General features: G+C 74.7%; 23 protein-coding genes. 10 read left to right on the forward strand and 13 right to left on the reverse strand.

The features are described from left to right. Positions 1-169: 169 nt before the first annotated feature. A complete protein-coding gene (locus MF406_RS05540) occupies positions 170-1633 on the reverse strand; it encodes a DUF222 domain-containing protein (protein ID WP_242896973.1) in 1464 nt (487 codons plus the stop codon). A gap of 247 nt (positions 1634-1880) precedes the next feature. Here MF406_RS05540 and MF406_RS05545 point away from each other — a divergent pair, with 247 nt between their 5' ends. Both MF406_RS05545 and purE read left to right on the forward strand, forming a co-directional pair. Further along, positions 1881-3092 (forward strand): IS110 family transposase, encoded by a 1212-nt coding sequence (locus MF406_RS05545; RefSeq protein ID WP_371744502.1) that lies wholly within the window; start codon positions 1881-1883, stop codon positions 3090-3092. Positions 3093-3531: 439 nt separating this feature from the next. Further along, entirely contained in the window at positions 3532-4107 is a 576-nt protein-coding gene (gene purE, locus MF406_RS05550) for a 5-(carboxyamino)imidazole ribonucleotide mutase (RefSeq protein WP_242896974.1), read from the forward strand. A 120-nt stretch (positions 4108-4227) separates the two neighbouring features. Here purE and MF406_RS05555 read toward each other — a convergent pair whose 3' ends face one another. The 4 genes from MF406_RS05555 to MF406_RS05570 all read right to left on the reverse strand — a co-directional run bounded on the left by MF406_RS05555 (position 4228) and on the right by MF406_RS05570 (position 6155). Then, positions 4228-4689 carry a PTS glucose transporter subunit IIA gene (locus MF406_RS05555; RefSeq protein WP_242896975.1) on the reverse strand — a complete coding sequence of 154 codons (462 nt, stop codon included), beginning with the start codon at positions 4687-4689 and terminating at the stop codon, positions 4228-4230. Beyond that, a complete protein-coding gene (locus MF406_RS05560) occupies positions 4686-4982 on the reverse strand; it encodes a glucose PTS transporter subunit EIIB (RefSeq protein WP_256463954.1) in 297 nt (98 codons plus the stop codon). The genes MF406_RS05555 and MF406_RS05560 overlap by 4 nt, the downstream gene beginning before the upstream one ends. A gap of 154 nt (positions 4983-5136) precedes the next feature. Next, positions 5137-5385 carry a PTS transporter subunit EIIB gene (locus MF406_RS05565; protein ID WP_242896977.1) on the reverse strand — a complete coding sequence of 83 codons (249 nt, stop codon included), beginning with the start codon at positions 5383-5385 and terminating at the stop codon, positions 5137-5139. After that, positions 5382-6155: a GntR family transcriptional regulator gene (locus MF406_RS05570; protein WP_305852989.1), complete on the reverse strand. Its 774-nt coding sequence runs from the start codon at positions 6153-6155 to the stop codon at positions 5382-5384. Before MF406_RS05570 ends, MF406_RS05565 begins: the two co-directional genes overlap by 4 nt. Before the next feature lie 300 nt (positions 6156-6455). Here MF406_RS05570 and MF406_RS05580 point away from each other — a divergent pair, with 300 nt between their 5' ends. Both MF406_RS05580 and galE read left to right on the forward strand, forming a co-directional pair. Further along, positions 6456-7922: a PTS transporter subunit EIIC gene (locus tag MF406_RS05580; protein WP_242896978.1), complete on the forward strand. Its 1467-nt coding sequence runs from the start codon at positions 6456-6458 to the stop codon at positions 7920-7922. A 164-nt stretch (positions 7923-8086) separates the two neighbouring features. Then, entirely contained in the window at positions 8087-9070 is a 984-nt protein-coding gene (gene galE, locus MF406_RS05585) for a UDP-glucose 4-epimerase GalE (protein WP_242896979.1), read from the forward strand. Positions 9071-9077: 7 nt separating this feature from the next. Here the strand turns inward: galE and MF406_RS05590 are convergent, their stop codons facing one another. The 4 genes from MF406_RS05590 to MF406_RS05605 form a co-directional block, all read right to left on the reverse strand. Next, positions 9078-10016, reverse strand: a complete 939-nt coding sequence (locus tag MF406_RS05590; RefSeq protein ID WP_242896980.1) for an NAD(P)-dependent oxidoreductase — start codon at positions 10014-10016, stop codon at positions 9078-9080. Between the two features lie 80 nt (positions 10017-10096). After that, the gene (locus MF406_RS05595; protein WP_242896981.1) at positions 10097-10498 is read right to left on the reverse strand and encodes an NUDIX domain-containing protein; all 402 of its coding nucleotides are present in this window, start codon (positions 10496-10498) and stop codon (positions 10097-10099) included. 14 nt (positions 10499-10512) lie between these two features. Continuing rightward, positions 10513-12498, reverse strand: a complete 1986-nt coding sequence (locus tag MF406_RS05600; RefSeq protein ID WP_242896982.1) for a glycoside hydrolase family 2 protein — start codon at positions 12496-12498, stop codon at positions 10513-10515. Between the two features lie 43 nt (positions 12499-12541). After that, entirely contained in the window at positions 12542-13567 is a 1026-nt protein-coding gene (locus tag MF406_RS05605) for a LacI family DNA-binding transcriptional regulator (RefSeq protein WP_242896983.1), read from the reverse strand. Between the two features lie 188 nt (positions 13568-13755). On the opposite strand from MF406_RS05605, the gene MF406_RS05610 reads away from it, so the two are divergent. The 6 genes from MF406_RS05610 (at position 13756) to MF406_RS05640 (ending at position 21791) form a co-directional block, all read left to right on the forward strand. Then, complete coding sequence (locus tag MF406_RS05610; RefSeq protein ID WP_242896984.1) at positions 13756-15126, forward strand: ABC transporter substrate-binding protein; 1371 nt, start codon at positions 13756-13758, stop codon at positions 15124-15126. 14 nt (positions 15127-15140) lie between these two features. Then, positions 15141-16085, forward strand: a complete 945-nt coding sequence (locus tag MF406_RS05615; protein WP_242896985.1) for a carbohydrate ABC transporter permease — start codon at positions 15141-15143, stop codon at positions 16083-16085. Next, positions 16082-16978, forward strand: a complete 897-nt coding sequence (locus tag MF406_RS05620) for a carbohydrate ABC transporter permease (protein ID WP_242896986.1) — start codon at positions 16082-16084, stop codon at positions 16976-16978. The genes MF406_RS05615 and MF406_RS05620 overlap by 4 nt, the downstream gene beginning before the upstream one ends. 27 nt (positions 16979-17005) lie before the next feature. Next, the gene (locus MF406_RS05625) at positions 17006-18010 is read left to right on the forward strand and encodes a glycoside hydrolase family 43 protein (RefSeq protein ID WP_242896987.1); all 1005 of its coding nucleotides are present in this window, start codon (positions 17006-17008) and stop codon (positions 18008-18010) included. 48 nt (positions 18011-18058) lie between these two features. Beyond that, complete coding sequence (locus MF406_RS18700; RefSeq protein WP_256463939.1) at positions 18059-20431, forward strand: family 43 glycosylhydrolase; 2373 nt, start codon at positions 18059-18061, stop codon at positions 20429-20431. Positions 20432-20618: 187 nt separating this feature from the next. Further along, complete coding sequence (locus MF406_RS05640; protein ID WP_242896988.1) at positions 20619-21791, forward strand: acyltransferase; 1173 nt, start codon at positions 20619-20621, stop codon at positions 21789-21791. Positions 21792-22155: 364 nt separating this feature from the next. Here the strand turns inward: MF406_RS05640 and MF406_RS05645 are convergent, their stop codons facing one another. The 4 genes from MF406_RS05645 to MF406_RS18860 form a co-directional block, all read right to left on the reverse strand. Continuing rightward, positions 22156-22422, reverse strand: a complete 267-nt coding sequence (locus tag MF406_RS05645; protein WP_242896989.1) for a type II toxin-antitoxin system Phd/YefM family antitoxin — start codon at positions 22420-22422, stop codon at positions 22156-22158. Between the two features lie 70 nt (positions 22423-22492). After that, positions 22493-22912 (reverse strand): CoA-binding protein, encoded by a 420-nt coding sequence (locus tag MF406_RS05650; protein WP_242896990.1) that lies wholly within the window; start codon positions 22910-22912, stop codon positions 22493-22495. A 91-nt stretch (positions 22913-23003) separates the two neighbouring features. Continuing rightward, positions 23004-24359, reverse strand: a complete 1356-nt coding sequence (locus MF406_RS05655) for an LCP family protein (protein WP_242896991.1) — start codon at positions 24357-24359, stop codon at positions 23004-23006. 90 nt (positions 24360-24449) lie between these two features. Then, the gene (locus MF406_RS18860; RefSeq protein ID WP_305852990.1) at positions 24450-25730 is read right to left on the reverse strand and encodes an LCP family protein; all 1281 of its coding nucleotides are present in this window, start codon (positions 25728-25730) and stop codon (positions 24450-24452) included. Positions 25731-25894: the final 164 nt, after the last annotated feature.

Genomic DNA, 25894 nt, shown 5'->3' on the forward strand with positions numbered 1-25894 from the left:
ACGCTCGCCCCACCCGCGCCGTCTGGCAGTACCGGCCCGTCAGGGCTTTGTCAGGGCCGCTTGCCACCCGATCCCGGCACCTCCCGGGTCAGGCTGCCCTCAGCTTCACCGTCCTGCTGCGACAGGCCGGCGGCGCAGGTCTCTCACCTCCGCTCGATCAACAGGCGCCTCACGGCGCACCGTCGATGTGGTCCAGGTCGCACAGCCAGGCCGGCTGCCGGCAGCCGTGGAAGGTGCATTCGGGGTTCTGGGCGATGACGGTGCGGCCGATGACCGCGCCGGGCTTGTAGGCCCGGGTGCCGACCGCGGTGACGTGCCCGCCGGGGTCGGTGTACACCGCCCGCCAGGTCGCGTCCTTCGCGATGGTCCGGGCGAGGTCGGCGGAGATCGGGCCGTACCCGGCCAGGTGCGCGGGGGCCTCGTCCAGGCCGTGCAGGGTGGTGGCGGCGACGGTGACCATCAGGTGCGGGTGGTACGGGCCCCGCTTGGGCAGCGGGAGCCCGCCTGGGGTGGTGCCCTGGTCCAGGAGGGTGGTGAAGACGTCGGCGAAGGCGTCGGCGCGGCGCTGGTCCAGGGTGCGGGGGTCTCCGGGGGTGCGGGCCGCGGCCGCGAGGGCGTCGACGGCGACCCGGGTGGCCTCGGCGGCGTCGGCGCGCAGGTACGCCGAGACCCACGCCATCTGGTCATCCGCCGGCGTGACCTCGACCCGCCGGTCGGCGTAGGCCCGCTTGCGGCGCTTGGCGCCGATGTCCGGGTCGGTGCCGAGGGCGGCCTGGCGGACCTGCTGGCGGAGCTGGGAGGCGGAGAGGTCTTTCGCCTGCTCGATCAATCCTGGGAGGAGGCGGCGTCGGTCGTCGTCGGGCAGGCAGGGCTCGGCGAAGAGCAGGACGTCGGCTTTCTTCGGGTCCACCGCCCCGGTCTGAAGGGCGTCGGCGACCACGGGGTGGGTGTCCAGGCCGGCGGCGAGGGCGACCTTGGCCTCGGCGGCGTACTGGGTGGTGGCCAGGCGGGCCTGGAGCTCATACGTCGCCGAGCTCAGCTTGCCCACCATCCCCAGCGTCCGGCGGTCGTGCAGGCGGCGGTTGACCAGCTCGGAGACCGCCCTGGCCTGGCGGTGGGTGGCCCAGGCGATGATCCGTTCCCACCCGGCGACCGCCTCGACCAGCACGCCGGGGTCGACGTCGGCCAGCGGCAGGTCGAGCAGATCCGCCGCCAGGGCCAGGCCCGGCACCCGGGCCTCCAGCTCGGCGGCCGGGGTGCCGGCCGGGGCGAAGTACGCCTCCCCCGGCACCTCGTAGACCACCCGCTGCCCCGCCACCGCCGGGGCCGGGTAGTACTCGACCCGGTCGAGGACCTGGACCAGCTGACCCAGACCATCCCGCCGCCAGCACCCCCACCAAGACGCCCCACCGCTGGCCGGGCCGGCCGGGCCGGTCTCGCGCGGGAGGCCTGCGCCGGCCCGGCGGGCGTCCTCGGCGACCTCACCGGGGGCGGTGGTCACCGGTGCCACCGAAGCTAGCTGCAGGGACCGGGCCAGGGCCCGCTCCACCCCGCTGCCGCCACGCACCGGCCCGGCGGCGAGGCCGGCCGCGACCGCCCCTGCCCGGGCTCTGCGGAGAACGCCTGCGTCCATACCCCGAACGTAGCGGCGGCCACTGACGTTGAAGGATGTAAGGGCCTCGTCGGGGGTGTGACCCGGGCACTGACTGACGTCCCTGCGGGGACTGTCCTGAACATGATCCGTCCACCCTCGGCGGGGCACCAAGCACGCCGGCCAGAGGGGCATGACCTCATATGAGCCCGACCAACGGTCCCGTCAACGTCCTGTCTGCCCGCCTGGCCGGTGTGCCCGTCCGTCACGGAAAGAGGCATCACCACTCATGGCCAGCGCTCCTGCTGCTGTCATCGCCGGCGTGGACACCCACGCCGACACCCATCACGTCGCCGTGGTCGCCGCGGCGACCGGCACCCGGCTCGGGGACGCGAAGTTCCCCACCACCGAGGCCGGCTACGGCGACCTGCTGAGGTTCATCACCAGCCACGGGCAGGTCACCACCGTCGGGATCGAGGGCACGAACTCCTACGGCGCGGGGCTCTCCCGCCACCTGCGCAGCGCCGGGGTGAAGGTCGCCGAGGTCCTGCGCCCGGCCCGCCAGGTCCGCCGCCGCCACGGCAAGTCCGACCCGATCGACGCCTACGCCGCCGCCTCCGCCGTGCTGGCCGGGGACCGCCTGCCAGCCCCCAAGGCCGCCGACGGGGACGTAGAGGCCATCCGCGCCCTGCACCTGGCCCGCCGCTCGGCGGTCAAGGCCCGCGCCAACACCCAGCGGCAGATCAAGAGCCTGCTCGTCACCGCCCCCGAGAAGATCCGCGCCCAGGTCCGCAACCTCACCGACACCGAGCTCCTCACCCGCCTCGCCGCCACCCGGCCGGCCCCGGCCACCGCCGGCGTCGAGGCCGCGACCCTGACGGCGCTGCGCCACCTCGCCCGCCGCCACCGCTACCTCACCGAGGAGATCACCGAGCTCGAGGCCGACCTCGACACCCTCCTGCGCCGGGCCGCCCCGGCCCTGCTCGCCACCAAGGGCATCGGCACGGTCACCGCCGCCCAGCTCCTCGTCACCGCCGGGGACAACCCCGACCGGCTCACCAGCGAAGGCTCCTTCGCGGCCCTGTGCGGCGCCGCGCCCATCCCGGCCTCCTCCGGCAAGACCGTGCGCTACCGGCTCAACCGCGGCGGAGACCGCCACGCCAACGCCGCCCTGTACCGCATCGTCCTGGTCCGCATGTCCTGCGACCCCCGCACCAAGGCCTACGTCGCCAAGCGCACCACCGAGGGCAAGGACACCAAAGAGATCATCCGCTGCCTCAAGCGCACCATCGCCCGGGAGGTCTACCACCTCCTGACCCACCCCGCCCCGGTCCCCCGCACCGAGGACCTGCGCCCCCTACGCAACGCCAAGCACATCACCCTGCAAGCCGCCGCCGACCACTTCGGCACCTGGCCCACCGTCATCTCCCGCCTCGAACGAGGACTCAGCCGCAACGACACCCTCGCCGACGCCTACCGCCACTGGCTCCACGCCGCTTGACAGCAATAGGAGCATCACCGCCGCCGCGGCTACCCACACCCTTGGCACGACGCCGACCGGCGGAGGCGCGGCCGGTGACGCTGAGCGCCGGGCTCGGTGCCTCGATCGGGGCGCGGCGGGGAACGTCTTCGGCCATGCCCCGAACGTAACCGCCGCCACCGACATCCCCGCCGCCGCTACCCACACCTCCGAGACCGCGCCCGGTCTCGCGGCCGGGAGCGGCACCAGGCGGCAGGCTGGGCGCCTCGATCGGAGCAGGGCGGGGAACGTCGTCGTCCATGTCCCGAACGTAACCGCCGCCACCGACATCGCCGGCCCGCAGAAGGCAGCAGCCACCACGCGGGTGGCAGGTGTGGCGGCCTCCTGGTGGGTGGCCGCTCGAGCACCCGGGCAGCCGGCGCCGGGCACCGAGGGGGCGGCCGTTCTCGGCGGTGCCAGGATGGGCCGGGAGTGCCGGGACGGGCCCGGCCGGGAGCGGGAGGCAGTGGTGGGCGCCGTCGTCGGGATCGTGATGGGCTCGGACTCGGACTGGCCGGTGATGCGGGACGCCGCCGAGGCCCTCGCCGACCTCGACGTCGAGACGGAGGTCGACGTCGTCTCCGCCCACCGCATGCCGGCCGAGATGCTCGACTACGGCGCCGCCGCCGCCGACCGGGGGCTGCGGGTGCTCATCGCCGGCGCCGGCGGGGCGGCGCACCTGCCCGGGATGCTCGCCGCCGTCACCCCGCTGCCGGTCATCGGGGTGCCGGTGCCGCTGCAGCACCTGGACGGGCTGGACTCCCTGCTCTCCATCGTGCAGATGCCGGCCGGGGTCCCGGTGGCCACGGTCTCCATCGGCGGGGCCCGCAACGCCGGGCTGCTCGCCGCCCGGATCCTCGGCGCCGGGGAGGGCGCGGACGCCGCCCGCCTGCGGGCGGCGATGGTCACCTACCAGGACGGCCTGCGCCAGACCGCGCAGGACAAGGGGGCCCGGCTCCGCGCCCAGCGCGGCACCCGGCTCGGCTTCGGCACCTGACCGACGGGCAGCGACCCTTCGCCAGCGAGCGGGCCACGGCCTGGGGGCCGGCAGGACCCCCGACCGGGGCGTCGCCCTCGTTCTCTCGCGACCGGCCCTCGCCGGGCAGCCGCCAGCGGCTCAGGCCCAGGTGAACAGCGGGTCCCCGGCGCGGAGCGTGCCACCCGGCTGGGCGACCATCGTCAGGGCGTCGGCGCCGGCCTCCATCGCCACGACCGGGACGACGGGGGAGCGGCCGCCCCGCTCGATCTCGGCCGGGTTCCAGCTCACCAGGACCTGACCGGCGCTGACCGTCTCGCCCTCCGCCACGTGCAGGGTGAACCCCTCGCCCTTGAGCTGGACGGTGTCCAGCCCGAGGTGGACGAGCACCGCCCGTCCCCCCGGCTCCTGGACCACGTAGGCGTGCGGGTGGAGCTTGAGGAGCTTCCCCGAGATCGGCGCGACGGCGTCGACCACCCCGTCCCGCACGGGGTCCACGGCCAGGCCCGGGCCGACGATGGCGCCGGCGAAGACCGGGTCGGGCACGTCCGACATCGCCAGCGCGGTACCCGGCAGGGGGCAGAGCACGTCCAGCGCGCTCACCGCAGGTCCTCGATGTCCTCGGCGATGGTGTCCGCCTGGGGCCCGACGATCACCTGGACCGCGTCGCCCTGGACCAGCACGCCGTGGGCGCCGGCGCCGCGCAGCGCGGCCTCGTCCACCCGGCCCGGGTCCTGGACCTCCACCCGCAGCCTGGTGATGCAGGCCTCCAGGTCGAGGATGTTGTCGCTGCCGCCGAGGCCAGCGAGGATCGCCTCCGCCGTGTCCATGTGCTCCCCTTCGGGTGGGTCCGCCGCCCGGGTGGGGGAGGCAGGTCCGGGCCCGCGGTGGTCCAGACGTCTAGATCACAGCGCGCGTGCCGTGCACGTGTCAAGCGGGACCGGGGTCGCCGTCCAGCGACGGGGCCGACGGCGGCTCGCCCGTCCGTGCGCCCGACGGCGGCTCGCCGTCCGTGCGCCCGACGGCGGCCAGCGCGCCAACGCCGGTCCGTCACTCCTCGGGCTCCCGGCCCCACAGCTCCTCCAGGTCGCTGGCCAGGGTGTCCGCCTCCGGCCCGACGACCACCTGGACCACCCGGCCGCGGAGGAGGAACCCGTGGCAGCCGGCGGCCCGCAGGGCTGCCGGGTCCACCCGGACCGGGTCCACGACCTCGGCGCGCAGCCGGGTGACGCACGGCTCGATCTCGCGGATGTTGTCGGCCCCGCCGAGGGCGGTGACGATCAGCTCGACGTCCTTCATGACAGACCTCCCTTGGCGTGCACGGGCAGCGGCCGGCCCGACCCGGCGCCCGACCGCCACGGCGGCGCCACCGCCGGGCTGGGCGGGCTGACCGGCGCCCACAGGGCGTACCGGTCCCCGCGGTAGATCGACCTGGCGTAGGACACCGCGACGTTGGCGCTGAAGGTGCGCCGGGTGATGAGCAGCCCCGCCGCGCCGTCGGGCACGCCGAGCAGGGCGGCCGAGCGGTCCCGGACCGTCACGGCCTCGATCACGTCCTCGCCCCACGACGGCGGGTAGCCGTGCTGGGCCAGGGCGGCGAACGTGCCGTCGGCGTGCTCGGCGTCGAGCAGGCCGGGCACCAGGTCCGCCGGGACCCAGTTCTCCTCCAGCGCCATCGGCACCCCGTCGGCGACCCGGACCCGGTGCAGGTAGTACACCCCGGCCCCGGCGGGGCGCTCGAGCGCCGCGGCGACCTCGGCCGGCGCGGCCACCTGCGCGGCGGTGAGCACCCGGGAGCTCGGCTCCATGTGCCGCCGGCGCATCTCCTCGTCGAAGGAGGTCAGCCGCAGCTGCATGTCCACCTTGGGCTGCGCCACGAAGGTCCCGCGGCCCTGGACCCGCTCGAGCAGCCCGTCCACGACCAGCGCGTCCACGGCCTGGCGCACCGTCATCCGGGAGACGCCGAAGCGCTCGCACAGCTCCCGCTCCGACGGGATCTTGCTGCCCGGCGGCGCCAGCCCGTCCTCGACCAGGCCGAGGAGGTACTCCCGCACCGTCGTGTACTTCATCCCGCGCTCCTTCCCCGCCCGCCGTCGACGCACCAACCACCCCGCCCGCCGTCGGACGCACCAGCCCCGTCCACCGCCACCAGCCGGCCCGGCGACGGCGCCCGGCCCGGCCGGACCGACCCGCCCCAGCCTGCCGACCCCCGGTGCTTGACACCGTGCGCCGGACGCGGTCTAGTGGCCCTGCGAGTGGTCCAGACCACTACCGTACGCGGTCCGGACGCCGACGTAACCCGGTCGGGACGCTGACGTATCCACTGCCGGGCAGGGCGGCGACGGCGCGCCGGAGAACAAGGAGACATGATGACAACGGCAACGTCGGCTGCGGGCACCCGCGGCAAGCGGCAGATCCCCGGGTTCGCGCAGCTGCAGCGCGTGGGCCGCTCCCTCATGCTGCCGATCGCCACCCTGCCCGCCGCCGGGCTCCTGCTGCGCTTCGGCCAGCCGGACCTCCTGGGCGCGGAGGGGGTGTCGAGCTGGAACGGCTTCGGCTGGGTGCAGCCGGTGGCGGACGTCCTCGCCGCCGCCGGCGGGGCCATCCTGGACAACCTGGCGATCATCTTCGCCCTCGGTGTCGCCATCGGGTTCGCCCGGAAGTCGGACGGGTCGACGGCGCTCGCCGCCCTGATCGGCTACCTCACCTTCAACGCGGTGCTCGGTGCGCTGGCGCCGTACTTCGGCGCCGGCGCCGAGGGCGAGGAGACGATCAACTACGGGGTCCTCGGCGGCATCACCATCGGCATCATCGCCGCCCTGCTGTGGCAGCGGTTCTACCGCACCAAGCTCCCGCCCTACCTGGCGTTCTTCGGCGGCCGGCGGCTGGTGCCGATCATCACCGCGTTCGCGGCGGTCGTCGTCGCCGTGCTCTTCGCGCTGATCTACCCGGCGTTCAACTTCGTCATCGGCGGCTTCGGCGACTGGGTCACGCACCCGGGCAACTCGGTCATCGGCGGCTTCGTCTTCGGCACCGTCAACCGGCTGCTGATCCCGTTCGGGCTGCACCACCTGCTGAACAACCTGCCCTGGTTCCAGTTCGGCGAGTTCACCAACCCCGCCACCGGCGAGGTGGCCCAGGGCGACATCTACCGCTTCCTGGCCGGCGACCCGAGCGCCGGCACCTTCATGACCGGGTTCTTCCCCATCATGATGTTCGCCCTGCCCGCCGCGGCGCTGGCCATCTGGCGCACGGCCCGGCCGGAGCGGCGCAAGGTCACCGGCGGCATCATGGTCTCCGTCGCCCTGACCGCGTTCCTCACCGGCATCACCGAGCCGCTGGAGTACGCCTTCGCCTACGTGGCCTTCCCGCTCTACGCCGTCCACGCCCTGCTGACCGGCACCTCCCTGGCGCTGGTCAACGCCCTGGACCTGCACCACGGGTTCACCTTCTCCGCCGGCGCGATCGACTACCTGCTCAACTTCGGCATCGCCACCCGGCCGCTGCTCCTCGTCCCAATCGGCCTGGCCTACGCCGTCATCTACTACTTCCTGTTCAGCTGGGCGATCCGCCGGTTCAACCTCATGACGCCGGGCCGGGAGGTCGAGGGGGCCGGCGGCACGGCGGCACCCTCGGTCTTCGACGAGGCGCAGGAGGCGGCGGCGGTGTCTACCGGCAAGCGCGCCGCCGAGGCCGACGTGCGGGCCGAGCGGACCGACCCGCGCCGCGCCGCCGCCGACGCCGCCACCGAGCCGGGCAAGACGCCCGGCGAGGAGGCCCGGGACGTGCGCGACACGGGCACGGAGTTCCCGGAGAACCGGGACCGGGGCCGCTGAGGAAAGGCCGGGGCCGGCCGGCACCGGTCCCGCCAGGTCCGCGGGCGCCGTCGTGCGGACGACGGCGCCCGCTGCCGTGTGAGGACGACGGCGCCCCGCCGAGCCTCGCTGGCGTGGACCCTCGGCCCGCCGGACCGGACCTACCGAGCGATACCCTGCCGGTCGTGAGCATCCTCGTCATCGGCGGCGCCGGGTACATCGGCGCCCACGTGGTCCGCCTCCTCCAGCAGCGCGGCGAGGACGTCGTCGTCGTCGACGACCTGTCCACCGGGACGGCCGACCGGACCGGTGACGCCGTCCTGGTCGAGCTCGACGTCGCCGCCCCGCACGCGCAGGAGCGGCTCGAGCAGGTCATGCGCGAGCACGCCACCACCGCCGTCATCCACTTCGCCGCCCGCAAGCAGGTGGGGGAGTCGGTGGCGAGGCCGGCCTGGTACTACCAGCAGAACGTCGGCGGGATGGCGAACCTGCTCGCGGCCATGGAGGCCGCCGGGGTGCGGCAGATGATCTTCTCCTCCTCCGCCGCCGTCTACGGCATGCCCGCGGTGGAGACCGTCACCGAGGACACCGAATGCCACCCCATCAACCCCTACGGGGAGACCAAGCTCGTCGGGGAGTGGCTGCTCGCGGACTGCGCCCGGGCCTGGGGCCTGCGCTGGGCCGGGCTGCGGTACTTCAACGTCGCCGGCGCCGGGTGGCCGGACCTTGGTGACCCCGCGGTGCTCAACCTCGTGCCGATGGTGCTGGACCGGCTCGCCCGCGGGGAGCGGCCGAAGATCTTCGGGGACGACTACCCCACCCCGGACGGGACCTGCATCCGGGACTACATCCACGTCCTCGACCTGGCCCAGGCGCACCTGGCGGCGATGGACCACCTCGCCGCCGACGGCGAGCTGACCGAGCACGTCTTCAACGTCGGTACCGGCACCGGGGCCTCCGTCCGGCAGGTCGTCGAGGAGATCGGCGCCGCCTCCGGGCTGGACGTCACCGCCGACGTCGAGCCGCGCCGGCCCGGCGACCCGCCCCGGCTGGTCGCCTCCGCGGACCGGATCGGGCAGGTGCTGGGCTGGAAGGCCGAGCACGGCCTGACCGACATCATCCGCAGCGCCTGGGAGGCCTGGCAGGCGGGGCCGCGCCGGATCGGCTGAGGCCAGGTCAACGGGCCGCACGAAGCTCGGCGGCGAAGCCGCCGCGCCAGTCGGGGTGGGCTGGCCGCCAGCCCAGCTCGGCCTTGGCTCTGGTGTTGTCGGACCCGCGGGCTGTCGTCATCATGTGCACCAGCCCCGTGCCGCCGACCGCTCGGGCCAGCCACACCGGCAGACGTCGCGGTTCCGGCGCACCCAGCATGCGCGCCACCTCCGGCAGCCATTCCCCCACCCGCACCGGGTCGTCGTCGACGACGTTGTAGACGCCGTGGCCCCGAGCCAGGGCGGCCACCGCAGCATCCGCGGCGTCCTCGACGTGCAGGAACGACCACACCGCTCCGGCGTCCCCGACGAGCGGGAAGCGGCGACGGCGGATCGCCTCGACCTGGGCGCCGCGAGCACCGAGCGAGGTCCCGGGGCCGTAGAGCGCGCCGTACCGCAGGACCACCCCGTTCGGGTAGCTCGTGACCAGCCGCTCGAGCTCGACGATCGCGGCGAAGGTACGCCGGAACGCCGGTGCGGGATCCGGGTCCAGGCGGTCCTGCTCGGTCTTGACCGACCCGCCCTCCGGGGCCCAGGGCCAGCCGCAGAAGCTCTGCGCCACCAGCTGCGGCGGTCGCGGGAGCGCGTGCGCGGCGGTGATCAGGGTGCGGGTGCCGGCGGTGCGCAACCGGTTGGTGACCGCGAACGCCCGGTCGAAGCGGCGCACGTTGTTGCCGAGCCCGGACAGGGCCGTCGCCTGGTGGATGATGGCGTCCGGCTGGTGGTCCGCGACGAGCGCGGCCGTGGCGGCGGCGTCGAGCAGGTCCAGCCGCCGGAGCTGCACGCCCTCGGGCACCGCGCGCGGCACGTGGCGGGCCGTGGCCACGACCTCGTGGCCGGCCTCGGCCAGCCTGGCGAGCAGGGGCCGACCCACCACCCCGGTGGCGCCCACGACGAGTACCTTCATCGCTTCCTCCTGGTGACCGAGATCCGAGCCAGACACTTGGGCCGGCGCTCCGGGGATCGGTGTTTGACACCTCCCGCGGCTCACCCCCCGCCGGGCAGCACCTCCGCAGCCAACGACGACAGCCGGGGGTCGGCCAGCGGCAGCCGCGCGATCTCGTCCAGCGTGAACCACCCGATGGCCTGGTGCTCATCCAAGGCGGTGTTGCGGGCCTCACCGCGCCATCGCTCCACCCGGAGCACGGTCAGGTCCGCCCGGTCGATCACCACCCGCCAGCGCTGGCCGACCGCCGAGACGTCGATGCCCAGCTCCTCCCGGCACTCCCGGCGCAGGGCCTCGACCGCGCTCTCCCCGCTTCGGACGTGCCCTCCGACCAGGTCCCAGACGCCCGGGTACCACGGCGCGTCGTCGCGACGATGGCACAGCAGCAGCCGACCGTGCCGCACCAGCACGCAGGCCACGACTTCTGGGCGGGACACGCTCATGCCGACCACCCGGCTCAGCCCGGGCCGCCGTCGCCCAGCACGAGCGCCCGCAGCTGCTCGACCGGCAGCTTCGGCCGACGGTCCTCGTCGAGCAGGCCGTTGGTCTCCTGGCCGGTGTCGGTGAGCTGGGTGTAGCAGAAGCCGGCCAGCGGCGGGCACGCGCGCACCGCGTCGAAGAGGTCGCGCAGCCGGGCGGCGAAGTCCTCGGCGTCGGCGGCCGTGGAGTACCCCCAGGCCTCCTCCCGGTCGGCGGCGTAGCTGACCCCGCCGAACTCGGTCAGCATCAGCGGCTGGCCCCGGTCGCCGTCGCAGGTCAGCCGGACCCGCCGGCCGGCGTGGCCGATGCCGCCGGCGAGCAGCTCGCGCACGGCGTCCGCCGTGCCGTACCGCTGGCGGAGCTGCTCCCCGGAGGGGGCGTAGTCGTGCACCGACCAGATGTCGGAGTCGGTGTGCTCCCAGCCGTCGTTGGACACCACCGGGCGGGTCGGGTCTACCGCCCGGGTCAGGTTGGCCAGCCCGGTGGCGTAGTGCCGCTGGGCCGGCACGTGCGCGGCGTGCTGGACGCCCCAGCTCTCGTTCAGCGGCACCCAGGTCACGACGCACGGGTGGGAGCGGTCCCGGCGGACCAGCGCGACCCACTCCCCGGTCACCTGCTGGACCGCCCGGGCCGAGAAGGCGTAGGCGCTCGCCATCTCACCCCAGACGGCGAGGCCCAGCCGGTCCGCCCAGTACAGGAAGCGCGGGTCCTCGGCCTTCTGGTGCACCCGGACCGCGTTGAAGCCGAGCGCCTTGATGGCCTCGACCTCGGCGCGCAGCGCGGCGGCGCTCGGGGCGGCCAGGTGGGACTGGGGCCAGTAGCCCTGGCCCAGCACCGAGCGGAGGTAGTAGGGGCGGTCGTTGAGGAGGAAGCGGCCGTCGGCGACGGCGGCCGAGCGCAGCCCGAGGTAGGAGGTGACCTCGTCCGGCCGGGACCGGGCCGCCGGGCCGGGTGTGCGCTCCGCCGTCGCCGGCCCCGCCAGGGTCAGCGTGGCGTCGACCAGGGTCGGGCGCTCCGGTGACCAGAGGAGCTCCTGGGCGGCCTGCCCGTTGTGCTGGCGGGGGAGGTCCAGCAGTACCCGCACGTCCTGGTCCAGGACCCGGGTCGACTGCTCGGCGAGCAGCTCGCCGTCGTGCTCGAGGCGGACCCGCAGCGTCTCCTGCCCGGTCGGCCGGCGGCTCAGCCGGACCTCCGCCGTCACCGACGCGGCCGGCAGGTCGGCGGTCCAGGCGAGCTCGGCGATGTGCAGCGCGGGGACGGCCTCGAGCCAGACCGGCTGCCAGATGCCGGTGGTGCGGTGGTACCAGACCGCGTGCGGCTCGGCCCGCCAGTCCTGCTTCCCGCGCGGCTTGGCGACGTCGGCCGGGTCGTCCTGGGCCCGGACGACCAGCTCCAGCGGTCGGGGCACCACCGGCGCCCCTGGCTCCGCCGACCGGGCCGCCCGGGTGACGACGTCGGTGATGTCGACGGCGAAGGGCGTCTGCCCGCCCTCGTGGCTGCCGAGGTGCTGCCCGTCGAGCCACACCGTCGCGCGGTAGTCCACGGCGCCGAAGTGCAGCAGCACCCGGTCACCCTGCGCGCCGCCGTCCGGGCCGTCCGCCGGTCCGCCGTCCGGGCCGTCCGCGGGTCCGCCGTCCGGGCTGCCCGCCGCGCCGTCCGTGGCGAACCAGGCCCGGCGCAGGTCCGCGGCGTCGATGGTGCGCCGGTACCAGACCTCGGGCAGGAAGCCGGTCTCGCCGACGCCGGACGCCGGCGACTCCGGCGGGAAGGGCACCTCGATCCGCCGGTCGAAGCGGACCTCCCCCGGGGTGGTCCCGCCGGGCGGGGCGACGGCGAAGTCCCAGGTGCCGCACAGGTCGGCCCACCGGGACCGGACGGCCTGCGGCCGGGGGTAGGTGCCGTCCTGCCGGCTGGCGGGGGCGTCCTGCCGGCTGCCGGCGCCGGGCGGCGGGGGTGCGCTCATCGTTCCTCCTCGGGCACGGCGGCCGGGCCGGGTCGTCCGGGCCTCACCCGCGGCCGCCCGTGCCCGCGGCCGCGGTGCTCTGCCGGGGGAGCAGCCGGTGCTCCACCGTGACCGTCCGCGGCTCCGTGCCGGCCGGCGCCAGCAGCAGCTCCAGCGCGGTGGCCGCGACGGCCCGCTTGTCCGGGGAGATGGTGGTCAGCGCCGGGTTGGCGAACCGGCCCTCCTCCACGTCGTCGATCCCCACCACGGCGACGTCACCCGGGACGTCCAGGCCGCGGCTGGCGAGGGTGTGCATGGCCCCCAGGGCGAGGGCGTCGTTGAAGCAGAACACCGCGTCCGGTGGCTCGGGCAGGGCGAGCAGGCGGTCCATCGCGGCGGCGCCGTCGGGCCGGTGGAAGTGCTCGACGACGGCGACCAGCTCGGCCCGGCGGGGCACCCCGGCCCGGTCCAGGGCGTCGTGGTAGCCGGCCAGACGCAGCAGCGCCGTCTCGTTGGGGCCGTCCAGCTGGGCGCCGATCGCGGCCACCCGCCGCCGGCCGCGGTCGAGCAGGTGGCCGGTGGCCTCGGCCGCGGCCCGCCGGTTGTCGATCGTGACCAGGTTGAAGCCGCTGGGCCCGATGTGCTCGCCGAGCAGCACGAGCGGGGTCTGGACCGGGTAGGTGCGCAGGGTCGCCGCGGTCAGCGCCAGCGGGCTGAGGACCAGGCCGTCGAGCACCGGCAGGTCCACCCCGCTGAGGAGGGCCCGTTCGGCCTCCTCGGTGCCGTCGGTCTGGCTCAGCAGCACGATGCGCCCGTGGGCCTTGGCGGCGCGCACGAGCTCGCTGGCCAGCTCGGCGAAGTAGGGCTGGGTCAGCTCGGGCAGGGCGACGGCGACCAGCCCGGTGGTCCCGCGGCGCAGGTGCCGGGCGGCGAGGTTGGGCCGGTAGGGCAGCTCGCGCAGCGCGCTCTCGACCTTCTGCTGGGTGGCGGCGGTGACCGAGCCGGTGCCGTTGACCACGTTGGAGACGGTCTTGATGGACACCCCCGCCCGGGAGGCGACGTCCTGCAGCCGGATCCGCCCGGTCCCCACGGCAGCACCTCCTCGGTCGCGGCGCCCGACGGCGCCCACCCGGCGCGGCCGCCGCGCCCGGCATCACCGTGACCCTACTGAGATGCCGGTGGGGTTGTACAACGTTTACCGGTGAGGTAGGAAATGCAGTGCGTGGCACTCACCCAGCGCAGCACCGTGCCCTGCGCATCCTGACGAGGAGCTCGACGATGAGAAATGCACCACGTCCCCACCCCCGCACCCCCCGCCGGGCCGCCCGTACCCCCCGCCGGGCCGCGGCGCTGGCCGTGACCACCGCCGGGGCGCTGGCCCTGGCCGCCTGCGGCGGGGGGATGACCCCCGAGGAGGCCGCCGGCGGCGGCGAGGCCGCCGCCCCGGAGGCCGAGTTCACCGGCGAGTACACCGGACCGGAGGTCGAGCTGGCCTACTGGAACGGGTTCACCGGCGGTGACGGCCCGTTCATGCAGGAGATGGTCGACCAGTTCAACTCCGAGCACGACAACATCACCGTCGTCCCCAACACCATGGAGTGGGGCGACTTCTACCAGCGGGTCCCCGCCGCGGTGAACGCCGGGGAGGGCCCCGACGTCGGCGTCATGCACCTGGACCAGCTCGCCACCCAGGCCGCCCGCGGCGTCATCCTGCCGCTGGACGACCTCGCCGAGACCCTGGAGCTGACCGCCGACGACTTCACCGAGGAGGTCTGGAACGCCGGCGAGTACCAGGACCGGCGCTACGGCATCCCGCTCGACGTGCACTCCCTGGCGATGTACTACAACACCGAGCACTTCGAGGCGGCCGGCATCACCGAGCCGCCCACCGACGAGGCCTCGTTCATGGACGCGCTCGACAAGCTCCAGGCGGCCGGCCACGAGCAGCCCTTCTGGATGCCCCAGCTCTGGCCGAGCCACCTGATGTGGCTGTCCCTGGCCTGGCAGAACGGCGCCGAGGTCTACGCCGAGGACGGCTCCGAGGCGCACTACGACGCGCCCGAGGCGGTCGCCGCGCTGGAGTGGCAGCGGTCCATCATCGAGCAGGGGTACAGCCCCTCCGACGTCGCCCAGGACTCCCAGTACGTCGCGTTCAAGAACGGCGAGACCTCCGTCACCTGGGACGGGATCTGGCAGATCAACGACCTCGAGGCGGCCGGGCTGCCCTACGGCATCGCCCCGGTGCCGACGATCGGCGAGGAGGAGGCGGTCTGGGCCAACTCGCACCACTTCTTCATCGCCAAGCAGGCCGGGGAGGACGAGAACAAGTACCTCGCCGCGCAGGCCTTCATCTCCTGGATGAGCGAGCACTCGGGCGACTGGGCGGGGGCCGGGATGATCCCCGCGCGGCAGTCGGTCCGCGACAGCGGCGTCCTGGACGACATGCCGCAGGGCGTCATCGCCGAGCAGATCGACAAGATGCGCTTCCTCCCGCCGGTCCCCGGCCTCGGTGGCGTGCAGACCGAGGCGCTGGAGCCCGCCCTCGCCGATGCCGTCCTCGGCAACGTCGAGCCGGCCGACGCCATGGGCCGCGCCTCCGCGCAGGCCACCGACCTGATGCAGGAGAACCTCGAGAGCTTCGGGGGCTGACCATGTCGGCGCCGGTGATCACGCCGCCCCGGAGCTCGGCGGAGCTCCGGGCGGCCCCGGGCCGTCACCTGCCCACCCACGGCAGGGCGACCCCGTGGCTCTTCCTCGCCCCCTACCTGGTGCTGTTCCTCGCGTTCGTGCTCGCCCCGATCGTGCTGGGCGCCTGGATCAGCCTGCACCGGTGGGACTACACGCTGCCCGGCAAGCCGTTCGTCGGGCTGGAGAACTACGCCACCCTCTTCGACTTCGACTCCATCACCGCCAGCCAGTTCTGGGACTCCATGCAGGCCACCGCGATCTTCACGGTGCTCTCCGTCCCGCTGCTGCTGGTGGTGCCGCTCGGCGTCGCCCTGCTGATGAACCTGAAGGTGCGGGGCAAGAACCTCTTCCGGGCGGTCTACTTCGCGCCCTACGTGCTCGGGGTGGCCGTCGTCGCCGTGCTGTGGCGCTACCTGCTGGACAACAACATCGGCCTCGTCAACTACTACCTCGACCGGCTCGGCCTGCCGGGGGACACCCCGTGGACCACCTCGGTGCCCGAGGCGTGGGTGGCGCTGGTCGCCGTCACGGTGTGGTGGACGCTGGGGTTCAACGCGGTGATCTACCTCGCCGCGCTTCAGGACATCCCGGGCGAGCTCTACGAGGCCGCCCGCGTCGACGGCGCCAACACCTGGCAGCGGTTCGTCAACGTCACCCTGCCCGGCCTGCGCCCCGTGCTGGCCTTCATCACGATGATCACGATCATCGCCTCGGCGAACATGTTCGGCCAGGCCTACCTCATCACCAACGGCGGGCCGGGCCGGGAGACCCGGACCGCGATCTACCAGATCGCCGAGACCGGGCTGCGGAACTACCAGATGGGCACCGCCGCAGCCATGAGCTACATCCTCACCATCATCCTCATGGTCCTGAGCATCGTGGTGTTCTGGGCGTTCCGGGAGCGGAAGGACCGGGCATGAGTACCTCAGTCGAGACCCGGGCCCCGGCCGGCGGCCCGGCCGCCGAGCCGCGGCCGGCCGGCCCCCGCCGGCCGGTCGGCCGCACGGTGCTGCGCTACGCGGTGCTGATCGCGCTGGCGCTGATCTTCGTCAGCCCGATCATCTTCATGGTCCTGACCTCCTTCAAGGAGCGCGGCCAGGCCGCCGGGTACCCGCCGACCTGGATCCCCGACCCGTTCACCACCCAGGCCTACGAGACCATCTTCGCGACCCGCGGCACCCCGGTGCTGCGGTGGTTCACCAACAGCCTCGTCGCGGCGGTGGCCAACGCCGCGCTCGTCGTCATCACCTCGGCGCTGGCCGCCTACGCCCTGGCCCGCATGCACTTCCGCGGGCAGCGGCTGGTCTTCGCCGCGGTGGTGCTGACGCTGTTCGTGCCGCCGGTCATCCTGATCATCCCCAACTACCTCATCGTCGGGGAGCTGGGCTGGCTCAACACCCTGCTCGCGGTGATCGTCCCGACGGCGGCCTCGGCCTTCGGGGTGTTCTTCCTGCGGCAGTTCTTCCTCGGCATCCCGGTGGAGCTGGAGGAGGCGGCCCGGATCGACGGCGCGCACCAGTGGCAGATCTTCTCCCGGATCGTGCTGCCCCTGGCCCGGCCCGCGCTCGCCACCCTCGCGCTGCTGTCCCTGCTGACCAACTGGAACGACTTCCTCTGGCCGGTCTACGTGCTCTTCAGCGCCGACATGCAGACCCTGCCGGCGGGCCTGTCGACCCTGCAGACGGCCAACTCGGTCCGGTACGACCTGCTGATGGCCGGCGCAGTCATCGCCAGCGTGCCCGTGCTCCTGCTCTACGTCTTCCTCCAGCGGTTCATCATCGAGGGCGTCTCCCGCTCGGGCGTCAAGGGCTGAGGATGGGCAGCGCCCGGTCCGACCGCCGTGGCCGCGGTGGTCCTGGCCGGCTGCGGCGGCGGGGGCGGCGGGACCGGCTACGGCGCCCCGGACGAGGCCGGCACCGGCGGCTCGCCGTCGGCCACCGCCACGCCCACCGGCCCGGCCGAGCCCGGCTCGCCCGCGGCCAACCCGGTCATCGACGACGACTTCCCGGACCCGGACCTGCTGGAGGTCGACGGCACCTACTACGCCTACGCGACCAACGGGAACAACCGCAACGTCCGGGTGGCCCGCTCGACCGACCTGCTCGCCTGGGAGCCGCTGCCGGACGCCCTGCCCGAGCTGCCCAGCTGGGTGATCCCCGGCAAGACCTGGGCGCCGGAGGTGACCGAGCTCGGCCCGGGCCGGTATGTGCTGTACTTCACCGCCACCAACTTCTCCCCGGCCCTGCAGTGCGTCGGGGTGGCCACCGGCACCGACCCGGCCGGCCCGTTCACCGTGGCGGGGGAGGAGATGCTGGTCTGCCCCGAGGCGGAGGGCGGCGCCATCGACGCCTCGACCTTCCGGGACGCCGACGGCACCTGGTACCTGCTGTGGAAGAACGACGGCAACTGCTGCGGGCTGGACACCTGGCTGCAGATCGCCCCGCTGTCCGCCGACGGCCTGAGCCTGGCCGCCGCCCCCACCCGGCTGGTCAAGCAGGACCAGCCCTGGGAGGGGGACCTGGTCGAGGCGCCCACCCTGGTCGAGCGGGACGGCACCTACACCCTGCTCTACTCCGCCAACGACTACGGCGGCCCCGCGTACACCATCGGCTACGCCACCGCCCCGGACGTGCTCGGCCCGTACACCAAGGCGCCGGAACCCCTGCTGACCACCGCCGGCACCGACGAGCAGTACGTCGGCCCCGGCGGGCAGGACGTGCTCGTCGGCCCGGACGGGCAGGACCTGCTCGCCTTCCACTCCTGGTACGGCGAGGAGACCTACCGGGCGATGAACCTCCTGCCGCTGCGGTGGACCGGCGGCACCCCCGCCGTCGAGCTGCCGTAGCCGGCTGTCACGATGGCGGCCCACCCCCCACCCACGACGGAGGCAATGATGACGTTCTCTCCTCGACGGCGGCCAGCAGCCCTGGTCGCCGCGCTCGCCGCGCTCGTGCTGGCGCTCCTCGGCGCCGGCCCGGCGGCGGCGCACCAGCCGGCCGCACCGGCCGCGGCGCACCCGCCGGCTGCCCCGGCCGCCCAGCACCAGCCCGCCGCCGCGGCCGCCCAGCACCAGCCCGCCGGCTGGCCGGGCCTGGGCACCAGGGACCGGTACACCAACCCGATCACCGAGGACTTCGCCGACACCTACGCCGACCCGGCGGTCATCCGCGGCAAGGACGGCTTCTGGTACCTCTACGCCACCAGCGACCCGCTCGTCGAGGGCGGACCCTTCGGGATCATGCACGTGGCCCGGTCCACCGACCTGGTCAGCTGGGAGTACCTGGGCACCATCTTCGACGAGACCACCCGCCCGGCCTGGGCCACCCCGACGTCCTTCTTCTGGGCGCCGGACATCCGCTACGTCGACGGCCGGTACGTCCTGTACTACACGGTCACCGACACCGCCGCCGAGCCGGGCGACTCCTCCGCCATCGGCGCGGCGACCGCGCCCACCCCGGCCGGGCCGTGGACGGACACCGGCGGCCCCGTCGTCGCCCCAAGGCCCGACGGCGGCGGCGGGTACTACTGGACCTTCGACCCGGCGATGTTCCTGGACGACGACGGCCGGCGCTACCTCTACTTCGGCAGCTACCACGGCGGGGTCTGGGTCACCGAGCTCGACGAGACCGGCCTGCGCGCCGTCGGCGAGCCCACCCAGGTCACTACCGCCGAGCGGTACGAGGGCACCTTCGTCGTCAAGCGCGGCGGGCACTACTACCTGATGGCCTCCTCGGGGAACTGCTGCGCCGGCCCGGTCACCGGGTACAGCGTCTACGCCGGGCGGGCGGAGGACCCGCGGGGCCCGTTCGTGGACCACGAGGGCGTCCCGCTGCTCGACCCCCGACCCGGCGGCACCCAGGTGCTGGTCCAGAACGGCAACCGGTGGATCGGCCCCGGGCACCACACCGTCGTCGCCGACCTGTCCGGCCAGGACCAGATCCTCTACCACGCCCTGGACCGGAACCGGCCGTGGCTGGCCGAGCCCGGCGGCATCAACCGCCGCCCCACCCTGCTCGACCGGCTCGACTGGATCGACGGCTGGCCGCTGGCCCGGGCCGGCGCCGGCCCCAGCGACTCCCCCCAGCCCGCCCCCGTCGCCGGCACCCTGCTGGGCATCGACGCCGACGCCCCCGCCGCCGGCACCGCCCTGCGGGTGGTGGACGGCACGCTGTCCGCCGGCACCGACGAGGCCGGCGACGCCGGGCAGACCGCCGTGCTCGACGGCACCGCCCGCACCCGCCACCGGGCGCCGCGCGAGGTCCGCGTGGAGGCGGACGTGCGCACCGGCGGCCCGGCCCTGACCGTCGGCCTGGGCGGCAGCCGCGGGGTCACCGTCACGCTCGACCCGGCCAGCCGCGAGCTCCGCGCCGCCACCACCGGCCGCCGGGCCCAGACGGTCACCGCCGAGATCCCGGCCGGGCACGACCTGGGCACCTGGACGGCGCTGTCGGTGCACGTCGCCGACGGCGTGGCCCACGCCGTCCTCTCCGAGTCCCGCCTCGGCGACGTGGTCGCCGAGGTCACCCTCGACCTGCCCCACCGCTCCCTCGAGGCCCAGGCGCTCACGCTCGCCACCGACGGGCCGGTGGACCTCGACAACCTCTCGGTGAACCGGGCCGCGGAGCCGGTGACCCGGGCGGTCCCGGACCCGCGGGCCGGCCGGGTGGTGCTGGCCGAGGAGTTCGACGACGGCGACCTGTCCGGCTGGACCTGGGTGCGCCCGGACCCGGCGGCCCGGGTCGACGCCGGCGCGCTGCGCTGGCCGGTCGGCGCGGGGGACTTGGTCGGCCCGGCCAACACCGGCAGCCTGCTGCTGCGCGAGCCGCCCGCGGGGAGCTGGATCATGGAGACCCGGCTGGACCTGGACCTCGGCCGGGACGAGATCCGCAACTACCAGCAGGCCGGGCTGATCGTGCGGGCCGACGACGACCACTTCGTCCGGCTCGGCCACGTCGCCATCTGGGGCACCCGGCAGGCGGAATTCGGCAAGGAGATGCCGGAGGGCGAGGCGCTGCGCTGGGGTGCGCACCTGGGCGGGCCGGTCGCGCCGAGCATGTGGCTGCGGATCTACCACAGCACCGACCCCCGGACCGGCGAGCTGCGCTACCGCTCGGCCACATCCCGGGACGGGGAGCACTGGCGGTGGGGGGCCACCTGGACCCTGCCGGCCGGCAGCGAGCCGCAGGTGGGGCTGTACACCGGCGGCGGCGCCGAGCCGCCCACGGAGGCCGCGTTCGACTACGTGCGGTTCTACCGGGCACGCTGACGACGGCGAGGCGGCCGGCACCCAGACGTGGCGCCGGCCGCCGTCGGCCGGGCTCGCGCCGACCAAGCCGGCGCCGGTACCGAAGCGGCCGGCACCTGCCCTGGCGCCGGCCGCCGTCGGCCACGTATCGTTACCAAACCGTGATACTCGACTGCGCCGCGACCGCCCACGACCTACGGTCGAGTCGATGACCGAGACGCTGCGCCTGCCCGCGCGCGCCGCGCCGGGCCGTCCCCCCGTGACCGGCCCGGCGCGGCCGCGACTGTACGCCCTGGACGGGCTGCGCCTGCTCGCCGCCGTCGGCGTCGTGCTCTACCACTTCACCGCGCGCTGGTCCCAGGTGTGGGGCGAGGAGCCGGGGGAGGTCTTCCCCGAGACCGGTCCGGCGGTGATCTACGGGGTGCTCGGGCCGGAGCAGTTCTTCGTCATCTCCGGCTTCGTCATCCTGATGACCGCCTGGGGGCGGGACGTCCGGCACGTCATCGCCTCGCGGGTGGCGCGGCTGTACCCGGCCTACTGGCTCGCGCTCCTCGCCACCTCCGTCCTGCTGCTCTTCGTCTGGCCCGCGGGCAAGGACATCTCGGTGGTGGAGGCGCTGGTCAACACCACCATGCTGCAGGAGCTCGTCGACGTCCGGCACGTCGACGGCGTGTACTGGACGCTGTGGACCGAGCTGCGGTTCTACGTGCTCATGGCCCTGCTGGTGGCGTGGGGGCTGACCCGGCGCCGGGTGCTCTGGTTCTGCGCGTTGTGGCCGCTCGCGGCGCAGGTCGCTCATGAGCTGCGGTGGGCGGACGCGGGGGAGGTGCTGATCGCGCAGTACGCCCCGTTCTTCGCCGGCGGGATGCTCCTGTACCTGCTGCACCGCGACGGCCCGGCCCGCGCCCCGTGGCTGCTGCTCGGCCTGAACGTGGCGCTGGCGGTGCGGAACACGGTCCCGTGGCAGATGCACTCGGTCACCACCAACACCATCTTCACGCCCAGCCCGGTGCTGCTCGGGGTGCTCACCGCCGGCTGCTTCGCCACCGTCGCGGTCATCGCCCTCACCCGCGTGCAGCGGCTGGGCTGGCGGTGGCTGGGGACGCTCGGGGCGCTGACGTACCCGCTCTACCTCGTCCACGAGTACTGGGGCTGGTGGACCATCAGTCTGCTGTCCCCGCACGCCGGCCGGTGGGTCACCCTGGCGGCCGCGTGCGCGGTCGCCGTCGCGCTCGCCACCGCGATCTACCAGGTAGAGAAGCGGGTGGGCCCGCGGCTGCGGCGCTGGCTGGAGCGGGTGCTCCGGGCCGGGCCGCGGCCGGTGCCGACCCGGTCGGCAGAGCGCCCGGCGGCGCTGGAGGCCGCGACGGCGGGGCGGTAGGGCGGTGCCGACGGCCGCTCCGGGTGTCCGTCCACACAGTTATCCCCAGGGGCCGGCCGAGGCGCTTGCATCGCACGCACCCTAGGACTGACCATGGACATGGACGCACCGTGTCGGGGTGTCGCTGGTCCCCCACCCCGGCACGGTGCCCCTCGTATGGTGGCAGGAGCCGCCGATATCCGCAGTCGGATCGAGGGGAATCCTGCGGCAGACCGTGTGACGCCGGTCTCGGTCTGCCGTGGTCGAGGAGCACCGATCAGCAACGAGGCTGCGGAGCGATCGTGTCCCGGGGGCCCCCGTCAGGGGGTGCGGACGGCCCGGGGGCGGGCGGCGCGAGGACCAGCCCAGGTGGGTTCCGGTCAGATCACGGCCGCAGCCGCCGGACGGCGTCGGTGCCGCGGACGACGTCGCCGCGGGCGTAAGCGGCATCTGCCGCACGGATGTCTGCCAGCGCCTGCGGATCGCTGAGGACGTCGAGGGTCTCCTCCAGCTGCTCCAGGTCGTCCGGGCTCATGATGACCGCGACGGCGCGGCCGTCACGAGTCACGGTGACACGCTCGTGCTCACGCTCGACGCGGTCGACGACGTCGCTGAGGTGGTCGTGCACCTCGCGCAGCGACTCGCTCTCCATGGCCACAATCGTGGCGCGTGCCGTCCCCGGGTGCTACCACCATCGATCGGCGGATCTAGCGGAACCCTGGTCAGCCGATCCCGAGGCGGGGTCCGTCCATCGCCGGGCAGGTGTCCATGACGACGTCGAGCCCGGCCGCCGCTGCCCGCTCCGTGGCCGCCTCGTCCACGACGCCGAGCTGCAGCCAGACCGCTCCCGCGCCGACCGCGATGGCCTGGTCCACCACGGCTCCGGCGAGCTCGGAGCGGACGAAGACGTCGACGACGTCGATCCTGCCGGGTACCTCCGCCAGGGTGGCGTAGCCCGGGGCACCGTGCACGGGCTCGGCCTTGGGGTGCACCGGGACGATCTCCATGCCCAGGTCGCGCTGGATGTACCGCGACTCGTTGTAGGCGGTGCGGGCCGGGTTCTCGGACAGCCCCACCACGGCCCACCGGCCGGGGGTGGTGAGCAGGCGGCGGATCACGGCGTCGTCGTTGGTGTGCGTCATGCCGCCAGACAACCACGGGCGCCGGGGCTCGGGGCAAGCCGGCGCGGGGGACCGGCACGCCAGCGTCGGTGATCGGCAGGCCCGCGGCCGCCTACGCCGGGGCGTCGAGGTCGGCCTGCCGCAGCTCGCCGTCGCGCATCTTAGCGAAGAACTCCGGGGCGTCGTCGGCGAGCAGCACCGTGGAGCCGAGACCGCCGGGGTGGTAGTCGAAGCTGGCGACCGGCGGGGTGCCGATGAGCCCGTCCGGCCCGGTGGCATTGCGGAACGCCAGCGCCATCCGGCCCAGGTCGATGATGCCGGTCCCGGTGCCGGTCAGCAGCGCGCCGGTGCCGGCGTCGAGGAGCCGCACCTGCTGCACCGGGTTGACCACGGTGGCCGGCGTCGCGACCTTCTTCACGACGGCGCCCACCACCTGCCGCTGCCGCTCGCCGCGGCCGATGTCCCCGGTCGGGTCGGAGTAGCGCATCCGGGCGAAGGCGAGGGCGGTGGCGCCGTCGGCCGGGTGGCAGCCGGCGGTCCACTGCAGGCCGGAGAGCTCGTCGTCGACGTCGTAGTCCAGGCACAGGTCCACCCCGCCGGCGGCGTCGACGACGTCCCGGACCCCGCCCATGCCGATCTCCACGTAGTGGTCCATGGTCAGGCCGGTAAGCTCCTCGACGGTCTGCGTCAGCAGCGGCGCGCCGCCCAGGGAGAAGGCGGCGTTGAGCTTGTTCTGGCCGTGCCCGGGGACGTCCACGAGGGTGTCCCGGGGCAGGGAGATCAGCGCCGTCGGCCCGTCGGCCGGGACGTGCATGACCATCACGGTGTCCGACCGCTGGCCCGCCGTGGGGTCGGCGACGGCGCCGTCGCCGCGGGAGTCCGAGCCGGCCAGCAGGTAGGTGGTCCCCGGGGTGTCCGCCGACCCGGTCAGCGCCTCGGTGTGCCGGATCTTCCCGTTGGCCCACACGAGCAGCCCCGCGGGCCACGCCACCAGGAGGACGAGCACGACGGCGAGCGCCCAGGCGAGCGGGCGGCGCCGGCGGCGGGCCGGGCGCGCGGGGGAGGCAGGTGCCGGCCGGCCTGGCTGCGCCGGCGCGGGCCGGTTCTGTTGAGCCGGAGCTACCCGGGTGGCCGCGGCGCCGCGGGCGGCACCGGGCCGGGGCTGTCCCCCAGGCGGGTACGACGGCGCCGCGCCGGGGGCGGCGCGCTGCTCGCCGCCGGGGCGGTAGCTGGGCGGCTGGTCCCGGGCGCTGCGGGGCGGCTGGTCCGGAGCGCTGCGGGCCGGCTGGTCCGGAGCGCTCCGGAAGGAGCGGCGGCGCACGGGTGGTGCGTCGGGCCCGGAGCGGTCGTCGCGGGCGGCCCCGTCCCGGGGCCGCGGCGGAGCAGCCGGCCGGCTGCGCGGGGCCGGCCGGCGGGCGCCGGCGGGCGGGAAGCTCGGCGGCGGAGGCTCACGGTCGTCCTGGCTCACGCCCGTCCCTCCCGTGCTCGGTCACCACGCGGACACTGCCCCGGCCCGGCCGGCGTCGGCCGCCCGGTGCGGCGGCCACGGTCGCACACCCTACTTCGTGCAGATGGGCGTGGTCGGTGTCGGCTCCGGCGCGGCGGGAGCCGGGGCCGGGCTGGTGGTCGGGGCGGCCGACGGGTCCTCCGGCGTGGCCGGGTCGGCTGGCGAGGTCTCCTCGGCCGGTGCCTCGCCGGTGCCGGTCAGGGTGGCGTCGATGGGCTGGTCGGCCTCCAGCGCCGCCCACAGCTCGGCGGCCTGGGCCGTGGGCCGGACCCGGGGGCCGGCCCACTCGAAGGGCATGGTGGTGAACCGGATGTCCTCGGCGTCCAGCCCGCGCATGGCGTTGGCCAGCCCGGCCATGGTGGGCAGCCCGCCCACGTACGGGCCGGTGGTCAGGGTCGAGGTGGCGGCGTCGAGGAACCGATACAGGGAGGGCAGGTCGGTGAGGAGGTTCTTGCTGAGGGCCTCCCGGGCGATGGCCGCGACGAGCTCCTGCTGGCGGCCGATGCGGGAGATGTCCGAGCCGTCGAAGGCGGCGGCCTTGCGGGCCCGGGCGTAGCCGAGCGCCGCCTCGCCGCCGAGGACGTTGCAGCCCTGGCTCAGCACGAGCCCGGTGGCGGGGTCGTCGATGTCCTCCTCGATGTACATCGGTACCCCGCCGAGCGCGTCGACGACGTTGATGAAGCCGGCGAAGTCCACCACGACGAAGTCGTCGATGCCCACCCCGGTGAGCTGCTCGACGGTCCGGATGGTGCACGCCGCCGCAGCGCCGACGTCGCCGTCCTGCCCCCCGATCTGGAAGGCGGAGTTGAACATCTCGTCCTGCTGGGGCTCGGTCTGCTGCCCGTCGGCGAGCGTGCAGGACGGGATGTCCACCAGGGTGTCGCGGGGGATGGAGACGAGCTCGACCCGCGACCGGTCGGCGGCGACGTGCGCGATCATCGTGGTGTCCGAGCGCATCCCGGTCACCGCGCCCGCTGCGCCGGCGCCGTCGACGTCGCTCTCGCCCTCCCGGACGTCCGAGCCGAGGACGAGGATGTTGATCGGCTGACCGGCCCGGGCGTCCACCGGCTCCGGCGTGGCGTCGCCGCCCGGCCGGTCCTCCCCGAGCAGGCCGCTGATGTCGTGCCGCTTCACGTTGCCCTGGATCTCGGAGTAGGCGAACGCCGCGCCGCTGCCGACGAAGAGGACCAGCGCGAGGGCAGCGGTCCCGGCCCGGCGCAGGGTGTCCCGGGCCCGCCGGGTCCGGGCATGCCGAGGCGCCTCCGCGGGGGGTGGGCCCGGGCGGGGCGGGGCCGGTGGCGGGCCGGCCGGCGCCGAGGCATGTCTTGCCATCCGGCCGATCATACGGATCGCCGACCCGCGCCACAGCAGCCGCCGGCGTTCCCGGCCGTGGTCAACGGCACAGGGGCCGCCCGCCGCGCGTCAACGCTACGCCCGGCAGGGTCAGGGCTGCTCCCGGCAGCTCGCCCCTGCCCCCAGGGCAGGGGCGGCGGTGT

Origin of the sequence: Georgenia sp. TF02-10, from assembly GCF_022759505.1 — a bacterium.
Taxonomy (GTDB): Bacteria; Actinomycetota; Actinomycetes; order Actinomycetales; family Actinomycetaceae; genus TF02-10.

Excerpts from the sequence above, each read along its gene's own strand:
- MF406_RS05640 (WP_242896988.1), top strand. The coding sequence starts at position 20,619 with ATGACCGAGACGCTGCGCCTGCCCGCGCGCGCCGCGCCGGGCCGTCCC.
- MF406_RS18860 (WP_305852990.1), bottom strand. The coding sequence starts at position 25,730 with ATGGCAAGACATGCCTCGGCGCCGGCCGGCCCGCCACCGGCCCCGCCC.
- MF406_RS05600 (WP_242896982.1), bottom strand. The coding sequence starts at position 12,498 with ATGAGCGCACCCCCGCCGCCCGGCGCCGGCAGCCGGCAGGACGCCCCC.
- MF406_RS05540 (WP_242896973.1), bottom strand. The coding sequence starts at position 1,633 with ATGGACGCAGGCGTTCTCCGCAGAGCCCGGGCAGGGGCGGTCGCGGCC.
- purE (WP_242896974.1), top strand. The coding sequence starts at position 3,532 with ATGGGCCGGGAGTGCCGGGACGGGCCCGGCCGGGAGCGGGAGGCAGTG.
- MF406_RS05620 (WP_242896986.1), top strand. The coding sequence starts at position 16,082 with ATGAGTACCTCAGTCGAGACCCGGGCCCCGGCCGGCGGCCCGGCCGCC.
- MF406_RS05590 (WP_242896980.1), bottom strand. The coding sequence starts at position 10,016 with ATGAAGGTACTCGTCGTGGGCGCCACCGGGGTGGTGGGTCGGCCCCTG.
- MF406_RS05580 (WP_242896978.1), top strand. The coding sequence starts at position 6,456 with ATGACAACGGCAACGTCGGCTGCGGGCACCCGCGGCAAGCGGCAGATC.
- MF406_RS05595 (WP_242896981.1), bottom strand. The coding sequence starts at position 10,498 with ATGAGCGTGTCCCGCCCAGAAGTCGTGGCCTGCGTGCTGGTGCGGCAC.
- MF406_RS05645 (WP_242896989.1), bottom strand. The coding sequence starts at position 22,422 with ATGGAGAGCGAGTCGCTGCGCGAGGTGCACGACCACCTCAGCGACGTC.
- MF406_RS18700 (WP_256463939.1), top strand. The coding sequence starts at position 18,059 with ATGACGTTCTCTCCTCGACGGCGGCCAGCAGCCCTGGTCGCCGCGCTC.
- MF406_RS05610 (WP_242896984.1), top strand. The coding sequence starts at position 13,756 with ATGAGAAATGCACCACGTCCCCACCCCCGCACCCCCCGCCGGGCCGCC.
- MF406_RS05565 (WP_242896977.1), bottom strand. The coding sequence starts at position 5,385 with ATGAAGGACGTCGAGCTGATCGTCACCGCCCTCGGCGGGGCCGACAAC.
- MF406_RS05650 (WP_242896990.1), bottom strand. The coding sequence starts at position 22,912 with ATGACGCACACCAACGACGACGCCGTGATCCGCCGCCTGCTCACCACC.
- MF406_RS05570 (WP_305852989.1), bottom strand. The coding sequence starts at position 6,155 with ATGAAGTACACGACGGTGCGGGAGTACCTCCTCGGCCTGGTCGAGGAC.
- MF406_RS05545 (WP_371744502.1), top strand. The coding sequence starts at position 1,881 with ATGGCCAGCGCTCCTGCTGCTGTCATCGCCGGCGTGGACACCCACGCC.